The following is a 9,774-nucleotide window of genomic DNA, read 5'->3' as shown; positions in this document are numbered from 1 at the left end:
ATCGTGATGGAGGTGCCCGGAGTGGCAAAGCAGGCAACCGCTGATAAGCGTCAACGACGCGAACGCGAGTCCATCAATCCCGATGACATCATAAGCGGCGCATTCGAACTCGCAGAGCAGGTCTCGATCGACAACCTGAGCATGCCGATGCTCGGCAAACACCTGGGCGTCGGTGTCACCAGCATCTACTGGTACTTCCGCAAGAAGGACGATCTGCTCAACGCGATGACCGACCGGGCGTTGAGCAAGTATGTGTTCGCCACCCCCTATGTCGAGGCGAGCGATTGGCGCGAAACATTGCGCAATCACGCCCGTTTGATGCGTAAGACGTTCATGGGCAATCCAATTCTTTGCGACCTGATTCTCATTCGCGCGGCGCTCAGCCCCAAGGCGGCTCGAATGGGCGCCCAGGAAATGGAGAAGGCGATCTCGAATCTGGTCGAGGCGGGCCTGTCACCGGAGGATGCGTTCGATACCTACTCGGCGGTTTCGGTCCACGTCCGCGGGTCGGTAGTACTGCAGCGACTCTACGAAAAGAACCAGTCGTCGGATGTCGGGCCGCGCGCCATCGAGGACGCCGTAGCCATCGATCCCGAGAAGACCCCGCTGCTCGCCCAGGTGACCCGGATTGGTCACCGGATCGGGGCCCCCGACGAGACCAATTTCGAGTACGGCTTGACCTGCATCCTCGACCACGCCGGCCGGCTGATCGAGGAGGGATCCAAGGGCAGTAAGTCGGCGCCCTCGCGGCAACGCAAGGCCGTCAAGTCATCTGGGCAGCGTTCGCGGACCAGGCCCGCGGCGGCCCGGTAACTTCCGAATCAGTTTGTCATGCTTCGGGTTCCGGCACATGGAAGTGCGCGTCGCGTAGCCGGAACGCTTCCTTGGTCCCGTGCTGTGCGCGCGCCTTCACGAAATTGAACTCGTCCGGCCCGAACTGCAGATTGGTGCCGAAGGCGTGGAAGAGATAGCTGGCGACTTCCTCACCGTTGTACGCCTGGCTCTGCTCGACGAGGCGGAATGCCTCTTTGGCGATGACGACTCCGTCGGCGGGCATCTTCGCGGCCTTCTCGGCCCAGTACCGCGCACGCGCCGTCACCGAACCGGGATCGCATGTGTCGGTGAAGATTCCGAGGTTCTCGATGTCGCCCGCTTCGATGATGTCACCGGTGAGCAACAGTCGCCGGGACAGCACCGGCCCCAGGCGGTGAAAGAACATGTGCAGGCTGCCAAGTGCCGGGCCGAGGAAACGGGTCGCCGGCATACCGACCTTGGTGTCGCGCGCGATGACGGAGATGTCAGTCATCAGGGCCATCTCGAAGCCGCCGCCCAGTGCGTAGCCGGCGATCTCTCCCACGGTCACCTTCGGGAAGCCCATGAAGTTGTGATAGAAGCTAAAAGACTTGCGGTCCACCGTGAGTCGGCGCCGCTGACTGGGGCGGCGCTTGGCGGCCGGATCATCTTCGGAGCCCTTGCCCTTTCCGCCGTACCAGCCGTATGCGTTGTTCATGTCGGCCCCGGTGGAAAACACGCCGCCTGCGCCGCGCAACAGCACCACGGTCAGGTCGTCGTCATCGGCCACCTGATCCAGACAGCGGCCGACGGCTTCGCGCATCGCGGCGTCATAGGAGTTGCGTTGCTTGGGATTGTTCAGCGTGATGGTCGCGATCCGCCCGTCGCGGTCGACCTCGAAAAGGACACGATCGTCCGAGGTGCTCGACGCAGTCATGTATCGAATTCCTTTCGCCGCCTTCCGAACCGAGATCCGGCCAGTTTGTCCGGGGTCGACGCCAACGTGGTGACCTCGCCCTTGCAGAGCACTTCGTCGTCGAGCAGCAGCCGCGCCGTCGAGGTGATCCCCCGCTCGACCTGCGACCGCGCGATGTCGAATCGCAGGTCGGTCAACAACGGCGTCGGACGCCGGAAGGTCACCGCCAGCGAGCGCGTTTTGCCGGAGAGGCCCGTCACGCAGTTGTGGTGCTGAATCACGCAATCGAAGAAGACGCCGAGAAAGCCGCCGTGCACCAACCCCGGCGGGCCCTCGTAGGCCAGCGGAAAGCAGACAAACCCGGTCGCACTCTCGGGATCGATGCGCTCGAACCGGTACTCGGGAAAGCATGGGTTGTATGCCCCGATGTCGGTCGCGTGGTTGAGATAGACGCGCCGCGGATCGTCGGGGACCTCGCCAATCCGCGGCGCGTTGTCCGATGGGGCCACGGCGGTCAGCTCGCTCTCCCACTCGGCGAATTTCGCCAGCATGGCGTCCACCGCGGGATGCGCGTGCTCAAGGGACAGCAGCAGTGAGCTGAGCCGCCGCATGGCGCCGGCGGCGGCGACGGTCTGCGCAAGCGGCACCTCGCCGAATCTGGCGCTGTCGGTCGCTGCTTGCCCCTGCTGGAAGGCCATGCTGCTTCCTTCTCTTTCCTTGGAGTTCCGCCCGGCTATTTTCGTCGGCAGCGTATCCTTGCTAACTTATACAGCGTATCAATCGTATTGCCTACTGTATGGGTAACCGTATCGGCAGAAAGGCCGGATCCGAGGGTGACTCAGGAGGCCGACTCGGCCGGTGCCGGGGGTTCGGTGGCAGTGCACCGCGACGGCGCGGTGCTGCGCCTGACGCTCGACCGCCCTTCCCGACGTAACTCGTTGAACCAGTTGATGATCGCGACATTAATCGACGCGCTGACCGAGGCTGCCGCCGACGATGCGCTGCGCGCTGTGCACATCGGGGGCGCGGGAGACGACTTCTGCGCGGGCGTCGACTGGGTGGCCGCGAACAATCCCGAGGGACGACGTCCACGTACCGGGGATCTGGTACGGCGGATTCCCCATGCCGCCAACCGGGTGATCGAGCTGGTGGCGAGCATCCAGCTGCCGGTCGTATGCAGCGTGCGCGGATGGGCCGCGGGATTCGGTTGCAACCTCGCGCTGGCCGCCGACTTCACCGTGGCGGCCACCGATGCGGTGTTCTGGGAACCGTTCGTCGATCGTGGCTTCAGCCCGGACTCGGGCTCGACGTGGCTGCTGCCGCGGTTAGTGGGGGTGGCACGCGCCAGGCGAATGCTGCTGCTCGGCGAGAAGGTCAGCGCCAGCGATGCGGCGGAATGGGGAATGATCCACCAAGCCGTGAACGCCGCCGAACTCGACGCCGCCGCCGCGGAGCTGGTCAACCGCTTGGCCGCCGGACCGACGGCGGCGATCGGACTGGCCAAACAGGCGCTGAGCTTCGGCCAGCACGCAACGTTGAGCCAGTCCCTTACCCAGGAGCTGTTCAATCTGGAATTGGCATGCCGGACAGGTGATTTCAAAGAAGGCCTACAAGCGTTTCGGCAGCGACGCGCGCCGAAGTTCGACGGCCGATGACCCGCAATGAAGGGATAACTCATGCCCACTGACTCGTTCGACACGATCAAATACGAGGTCGACGGGCATACCGCGACCATCACGCTCAATCGGCCGGAAGCCCTCAACGCGCTCAGCCCGCACATGGTCTCCGAGCTTCGGGCCGCCTATGACGAGGCCGAGCATGACGACAACGTCTGGCTGACCATAGTGACCGGCACCGGCCGCGCGTTCTGCAGCGGCGCGGACGTCAGGGAAATCCCCGAAGACGGCAAGGTGATTTACGAGCGTCCGTACCTGTCGACCTTCGACCAGTGGGAGGCACCGCAGGAGGGCACCCCGCCGTTTCGCACGATGGCCAAGCCGGTGCTGACTGCCGTGAACGGAATCTGCTGCGGCGCCGGCATGGACTGGGTCACTACGACCGACATCGTCATCGCCTCCGACCAGGCGACGTTCTTCGATCCGCATGTCAGCATCGGACTGGTGGCCGGACGTGAGTTAGTGCGGATATCAAGGGTCTTGCCCCGCTCGATCGCCCTGCGGATGGCCCTGATGGGCAAGCACGAGCGCATGAGCGCACAACGCGCCTACGAACTCGGTCTGATCAGCGAGGTCGTCGAGCACGACCAGCTATTGGACCGTGCGCGGGAGATCGCCGATATCGTCAATTCCAATGCGCCGCTGGCGGTTCGGGGAACACGACTGGCCATTCTCAAGGGTTTGAATGTGCCGCTGCACGAGGCCGAGATCATGGCAGAAACCTTCCGCGAGCGCGTGCTGCGGACCGAGGACGCCGCCGAAGGCCCCAAGGCCTTTGTGGAAAAGCGGAAACCCAATTGGCAATGCCGATGAATTTCGAGACCATCCTCGTCGAGGTCGACGCGGGCGACCACGTCGCCACCATCACGCTGAATCGTCCCGAGCAGCTGAATGCGTTCAACCGCACCATGTGTGAGGAGATGGCCCGCGCGTGGCGCGTGGTCAAGCTCGATGAATCGGTGCACGCGGTGGTGCTACGGGCCGCCGGTGACCGCGCGTTCAGCGCCGGGCTGGACATCAAGACGCCGTACGGGCAGCCGGAAAACATCTGGAACCACGAGGATCCCGGCGAGGCGCTGAGCCCCAAGTGGCAGAAGATGTGGAAACCGGTCGTGTGTGCGGTTCAGGGTATGTGCACCGCGGGCGCGTTCTACTTCATCAACGAATCCGACGTGGTCATCTGCTCGGATGGCGCCACCTTCTTCGACTCGCACGTCTCGGCCGGCCTGGTGTGTGCGCTGGAGCCGATCGGTCTGATGCGGCGCATCGGCCTCGGCGAGACACTGCGCATCGCGTTGATGGGCAACGATGAGCGCGTCAGCGCCGACACAGCCCTGCGGATTGGGTTGGTTTCGGAGGTGGTTCCCGCCGAACGTCTTTGGAGCCGCGCTCACGAGATCGCCGCGGCGATTGCCGCCAAGCCGCCGACCGCGACCCAGGGCACCGTCAAAGCAATCTGGGAGTCACTGGACAAGCCCTATCGCGCCGCGATGGAGCAGGGGCTCATCTATACCCGGCTCGGCAACCCGCTGGGCACCGCGGAACTCGCTGCCCAGAACGACTCCGGCGGCAAGCGCACCCCAAAGATTCGCTGATGCCGCGACACCCACTCAGCCGACGCATCGCCGACGTTCTGGATCTCGAGCCGGCCGCAAACGCCATCGAATATGGCGGCCAATGGTTCTCCTGGGCCCAGGTCAGTGTCACGGCGCAGCGCATCGCGTCCCGTGCCGCCGAGCACGGTCCGGAAATCGGGATCCTGCTGCGTAACCGGCCGGGTCAGGTGGCCGCGTTCCTCGGCGTGCTGCGCAGTGGTGGCACCGTCGTCGTCATCAACCCGTCGCGAGGTGATGAGCGCACCAAGGGCGACATCGCCGCACTGGGGTTGCCGCTGATCGTCGGCGAACCCGACGACCTGGGCGCGCTGGTACCGCCGGGCGCTGCGACAGAAGCGATTTCGGGACTTCCCGATGGGTCGGCGTGGCCTACGGCCGGATTCGATGCGGCCGCGTCCGGCGTGGCGGTTCGAATGTTGACCAGCGGCACCACGGGCCCGCCGAAGCGGGTCGACCTCAGCTACGACATGCTGGCGCGCAGCGTGATGGGCCGCGATCCCGACCGCGCACCGGCGCCATCCGAGTTGCGGCGCGGCATTGCGATCGTCAACTCGCCACTGGTGCACATCGGCGGGGTATTCCGCGTGCTGCAGTGCGTCGCCGAGGCCAGATCCTTTGTGCTACTGGAGCGTTTCGAGCTCAACGCGTGGGCCGACGCGGTGCGCCGACACCGACCGCGCACGGTATCGCTGGTGCCTGCGGCACTGCGGACGGTGTTGCATTCCGACCTGCCAGCGGCCGACCTGGAGAGCATTCGCGCGGTCACCTGCGGCACCGCCCCGCTGTCGGCCGACGACGCGGACGCCTTCACCGACAAGTACGGCATCCCGGTTCTCACGTCCTATGCGGCAACCGAATTCGGCGGCGGCGTGGCGGGCTGGACACTTTCCGATTATCAGCAATTCTGGCGGGCCAAGCGCGGAAGTGTCGGCCGGGCCAACCCGGGCGCGCAGCTGAGAGTGGTAGCCGATGACGGAACGACGCTCGGGCCGGACGAGGTCGGGCTGCTCGAGGTCAAGCCGGGACAGATGGGCGCGGCCGCGCCGTGGATGCGCACCACAGATATGGCACGCATCGACAGCGACGGCTTCGTCTGGATCGTCGGAAGGGCGGACCAGGCGATCATCCGGGGTGGGTTCAAGATCATGCCCGACGACGTGCGTATCGCACTGGAGAGCCACCCTGCAGTCGCGGGTGCCGCCGTCATCGGCCAACCCGACGACCGTCTCGGCGAGACGCCTGTCGCCGTGGTGGAACTGCGGGAGGCGGCGTCCACCGATGCGTTGGTCGAGCATCTGCGAACGCGTTTGGCGCGCTACGAGATTCCCACCGACATCGCGATCGTCGACACGATTCCACGGACACCTTCCGGCAAGGCCGATCTCGGCGCGATACGGAGCTTCTTCAGCAAACCTGCGGCGCACCGCGACCATGCCGGGTGAGTCGACGACAGTTGTCGCGATCCTGCGGCAGCAAGCCCGTTCGCGCGGAAACCACCCGCTTCTCGTGTGTGACGGCGACCGTATCAGTTACGGGGAGGCCGATCGACGCTCGGCCGACCTTGCCCGGGGGCTGATCTCACTCGGGTCCGGCAAGGGCACCCACGTCGGACTGCTCTTCCCGAACGGGGCCGAGTTCGTGGTCGGGATGCTGGCGGCGGCACGACTCGGCGCCGTGGTGGTTCCGTTTTCCACGTTCGCGACCGCCCGCGAGATTCGCGACCAGTTGGTCGACGCCGATATCGAGATCTTGCTGAGCGCGAGATCTTTCCGCTCGCACGACTACGCACGCCGCCTGACCGAGGTCCTGCCGGAGTACGACTCCGATCGCCCGTTGTTCTCCTCGGCCGCACCGCAATTGCGGTACGTCGAGATCGGTTCTGAGCGAACTTGCCGGCTCGCCGACACCGTCGATCCCACGCTCCTCACGGCGATGGAAGACGACGTCCATGGCTGCGATCCGCTGGCCATCATCTACACGTCGGGGTCTACCAGCACGCCCAAGGGAGTGGTGCACACCCACGCCGCCCTGCTCGACCATCAACGCAACCTCAACGACATCCGGGGTTTGACTCCCGATGAGAAGTTATTCTGCAATTCGCCGTTCTTCTGGATCGGCGGCTTCGCCTTCGGCCTGCTTGCCACGTTGACCGCCGGGTCGACTCTGGTGTGCTCCAACGACAGCGACGCCGGTCGCGCACTGGACTTGCTGGAAGCCGAAAAGCCGACGATGACCAACGGTTTCGCCGCCGGGATCGCCCATCTGGCCGACCATCCCAGCTTTGCGCGTCGCGATCTGTCGTCGATGCGGCGGGGCAACCTGTACCCGATCATGGCACCCGACGCGCGACCCGCCGACCCCGAACTGCGGCACAGCATGCTGGGCATGACCGAAGGCGGCAGTGTCGTGCTGATCAGCGGCGACGAATCCGATCAATCCGAGAGCCGCCGTGGGTCGTTCGGCAAGCCCGCACCCGGGTTCGACACCAAAATCGTCGATACCGAAACCGGAGCACCGGTGAACGTCGGTGCGATCGGCGAACTGTGCCTGCGCGGGCCGTACGTGATGCAGGGGTACTACAAGCGCAGTCGTGAAGAATGCTTCGACGCCGATGGCTGGTTTCACACAGGCGATCTGGTGCGCACCGATGCCGATGGCTTCTGCTATTTCACCGGCCGGCTCAGCGGGATGATCAAAACGGCAGGCGCCAATGTCTCGGCGGCCGAGGTGGAAAAGGCCATCGCCACGGTCACCGGCGGAGCGCCTGCTTATGTAGTCGGGCTCCCCGATGCCCGGCGCGGACACGTCGTCGCGGCGGTTGTCTCCCTGCCGGACGCGTCGGCGGAGTTCGACGAGGCGGAAGTGCGCGAGCGGCTCAAGGCCGAATTGTCGTCCTACAAGATTCCCAAACGATTCGTTGCGGTGCCCCGTGCCGACATTCCGCTGCTGTCCAGTGGCAAGGTGGACACCCAGCGGTTGAAGGAATTGTTCGATGTCTGAGCTTCCGACTGCCGACACCATCGATCGATTGGTGAGGCTTCGGGCCGTACACGACGGCTCCAAGCCGATGGTGATCGACCCGGATTCCCGGCTCAGCTACGGCGAACTCGACTTAACCACAAGGGATCTCGCCGCAACTCTCATGGCATCGGGCATCGGCAAAGGCAGCCGGGTCGGGCTCATTATGCCCAACAGCGTCCGCTGGGTCCAGCTGGCTATCGCGCTGGCCCGCGTCGGGGCGGTACTGGTCCCCCTCAGCACCTTGCTGACGCCGGGCGAGCTGGTCGCCCAGCTGCGGGCGGCCTCGGTCCAATTCCTGTTCAGCGTCGAGGAATTCCGTGGGCACCGTTACTTGGAGGACCTGAAATCGATACTGGGGATCGCGGCCTTCGACGAGGCGATGCTCCAGCATCCGACGCTTCCCGCCCTGCGTCACGTGTGGCCGGTCCGCCGGCTGGCCGAAGCCGGCGTCGACGAACGCGCCCGCCAGATTGTCGATGCGATGGCCGAGACGGTCACCGCCGCCGATCTGCTGGTCATCATGTTCACGTCAGGCAGCAGCGGAACGCCCAAGGGTGTCATGCACTCCCACGGCAACGCGCTGGGTGCTGTCCAATCGGGCCTGGCCGCACGCTGCATCACGGGTGATAGCCGGCTGTATCTGCCGATGCCGTTCTTCTGGGTGGGCGGCTTCGGCAGCGGAATACTGTCGGCGCTGTTGGCCGGTGCCACCCTGATAACCGAGAAAATACCCCGGCCGGAAACCACTCTGCGCCTGCTGGAAAGCGAACGGGTCACGCTCTTTCGCGGCTGGCCCGACCAGGCCGAGACACTGGCCCGGCACGCCGGCGCGGCGGGTGCGGATCTGTCGGCCTTACAGTCGGGCAGCCTGCAAGCCCTGTTGCCTGCCGAACAGCGGGCTCAGCCCGGCGCCCGGGCCACGCTATTCGGGATGACCGAGGCGTTCGGTCCATACTGCGGTTATCCCGCGGATACCGACATGCCGGCCACGGCGTGGGGCAGCTGCGGAAAGCCGTTCCCCGGCATGGAGATCCGCGTCGTCGACACCGACGCCGGCCAACCCGTTCCGCCGGGAACCATAGGGATGATCCAGATCCGGGGGCCACACACCCTGCGCGGCATCTGCGGTCGCAGCCGAGAAGACTCATTCACCGTTGACGGCTTCTACCCCACCGGCGACCTGGGCCGGTTCGACGATGATGGGTTCCTGTTCTACCACGGACGGTCCGACGACATGTTCAAGGTGAGCGGCGCCACCGTCTATCCGAGCGAAGTCGAACGGGCGCTGCGCGACGTCCCCGGCATCGACAACGCCTTCATAACAAACGTGCCGGGACCTCGCGGCGACCGGGTGGGCGCAGCGGTGGTGTGCGGGGACGACGCGCTTGGCGCGGAGCAACTGAGTGCCGCCGCCCGCACGCTGCTCAGCGCATTCAAGGTTCCGACGGTATGGCTGGTGCTGAAATCCGATGACGACATCCCGCTCGGCGGCACTGGCAAGGTCGACGTCCGCCGGCTGCGAGAGATGCTGATCGAGGCGGATCGTTCTGAAGCAGAGCGTTAGACGAGCGGGCCTCACGTTTTTCGAAACCATCAGCGGCTCGATTCGATCTACCGTGCCGTGTGCCCAGCCGGCATCTGAAGCGCAGCTACCAGCGGGCCGCTCCCGGCGTCTCCATCGTCAAAGGCCGTTGATAGGACAGATCCCGACTATCCCGGGTGCCGACCAGATAACCCTGTTCCTTGAAGGACT

The 9,774-nt window shown here is 65.2% G+C and carries 9 protein-coding genes; 7 read left to right on the top strand and 2 right to left on the bottom strand.

Translation table 11 applies throughout. From position 1 onward, the window contains the following. Positions 1-6 precede the first annotated feature (6 nt). On the top strand, positions 7-813 hold the full coding sequence (locus JOZ00_RS20615) for a TetR family transcriptional regulator (RefSeq protein WP_293347244.1): 807 nt from the start codon (positions 7-9) through the stop codon (positions 811-813). Between the two features lie 16 nt (positions 814-829). On the opposite strand, the gene JOZ00_RS20610 is transcribed toward JOZ00_RS20615, so the two are convergent. Next, the gene (locus JOZ00_RS20610) at positions 830-1,729 is read right to left on the bottom strand and encodes an enoyl-CoA hydratase/isomerase family protein (protein ID WP_293347241.1); all 900 of its coding nucleotides are present in this window, start codon (positions 1,727-1,729) and stop codon (positions 830-832) included. Beyond that, entirely contained in the window at positions 1,726-2,406 is a 681-nt protein-coding gene (locus JOZ00_RS20605) for a hypothetical protein (protein WP_293347238.1), read from the bottom strand. The genes JOZ00_RS20610 and JOZ00_RS20605 overlap by 4 nt, the downstream gene beginning before the upstream one ends. Before the next feature lie 135 nt (positions 2,407-2,541). Here JOZ00_RS20605 and JOZ00_RS20600 point away from each other — a divergent pair, with 135 nt between their 5' ends. From JOZ00_RS20600 to JOZ00_RS20575, 6 genes are read left to right on the top strand one after another with little or no spacing between them, the layout of a single operon-like run. After that, positions 2,542-3,363 (top strand): enoyl-CoA hydratase-related protein, encoded by an 822-nt coding sequence (locus JOZ00_RS20600; protein WP_293347235.1) that lies wholly within the window; start codon positions 2,542-2,544, stop codon positions 3,361-3,363. A gap of 21 nt (positions 3,364-3,384) precedes the next feature. Then, entirely contained in the window at positions 3,385-4,197 is an 813-nt protein-coding gene (locus JOZ00_RS20595; protein WP_293347232.1) for an enoyl-CoA hydratase-related protein, read from the top strand. Continuing rightward, positions 4,188-4,979 (top strand): enoyl-CoA hydratase/isomerase family protein, encoded by a 792-nt coding sequence (locus JOZ00_RS20590; RefSeq protein WP_293347229.1) that lies wholly within the window; start codon positions 4,188-4,190, stop codon positions 4,977-4,979. The genes JOZ00_RS20595 and JOZ00_RS20590 overlap by 10 nt, the downstream gene beginning before the upstream one ends. After that, positions 4,979-6,442 carry an AMP-binding protein gene (locus tag JOZ00_RS20585; RefSeq protein ID WP_293347226.1) on the top strand — a complete coding sequence of 488 codons (1,464 nt, stop codon included), beginning with the start codon at positions 4,979-4,981 and terminating at the stop codon, positions 6,440-6,442. Before JOZ00_RS20590 ends, JOZ00_RS20585 begins: the two co-directional genes overlap by 1 nt. Beyond that, positions 6,432-8,000, top strand: coding sequence for a class I adenylate-forming enzyme family protein (locus JOZ00_RS20580; protein ID WP_293347223.1), 1,569 nt, complete (start codon positions 6,432-6,434; stop codon positions 7,998-8,000). The genes JOZ00_RS20585 and JOZ00_RS20580 overlap by 11 nt, the downstream gene beginning before the upstream one ends. Continuing rightward, positions 7,993-9,585: a class I adenylate-forming enzyme family protein gene (locus tag JOZ00_RS20575; protein WP_293347220.1), complete on the top strand. Its 1,593-nt coding sequence runs from the start codon at positions 7,993-7,995 to the stop codon at positions 9,583-9,585. Before JOZ00_RS20580 ends, JOZ00_RS20575 begins: the two co-directional genes overlap by 8 nt. The last annotated feature ends 189 nt before the right edge of the window (positions 9,586-9,774 follow it).

This window comes from Mycobacterium sp. (genome assembly GCF_019243155.1).
Taxonomy (GTDB): Bacteria; Actinomycetota; Actinomycetes; order Mycobacteriales; family Mycobacteriaceae; genus Mycobacterium.
Note: the sequence above shows the minus strand (reverse complement) of the source record. Positions and strands in the feature narration are given on the sequence as shown.

Excerpts from the sequence above, each read along its gene's own strand:
- JOZ00_RS20615 (WP_293347244.1), top strand. The coding sequence starts at position 7 with ATGGAGGTGCCCGGAGTGGCAAAGCAGGCAACCGCTGATAAGCGTCAA.
- JOZ00_RS20610 (WP_293347241.1), bottom strand. The coding sequence starts at position 1,729 with ATGACTGCGTCGAGCACCTCGGACGATCGTGTCCTTTTCGAGGTCGAC.
- JOZ00_RS20605 (WP_293347238.1), bottom strand. The coding sequence starts at position 2,406 with ATGGCCTTCCAGCAGGGGCAAGCAGCGACCGACAGCGCCAGATTCGGC.
- JOZ00_RS20595 (WP_293347232.1), top strand. The coding sequence starts at position 3,385 with ATGCCCACTGACTCGTTCGACACGATCAAATACGAGGTCGACGGGCAT.
- JOZ00_RS20590 (WP_293347229.1), top strand. The coding sequence starts at position 4,188 with ATGCCGATGAATTTCGAGACCATCCTCGTCGAGGTCGACGCGGGCGAC.
- JOZ00_RS20585 (WP_293347226.1), top strand. The coding sequence starts at position 4,979 with ATGCCGCGACACCCACTCAGCCGACGCATCGCCGACGTTCTGGATCTC.
- JOZ00_RS20580 (WP_293347223.1), top strand. The coding sequence starts at position 6,432 with ATGCCGGGTGAGTCGACGACAGTTGTCGCGATCCTGCGGCAGCAAGCC.
- JOZ00_RS20575 (WP_293347220.1), top strand. The coding sequence starts at position 7,993 with ATGTCTGAGCTTCCGACTGCCGACACCATCGATCGATTGGTGAGGCTT.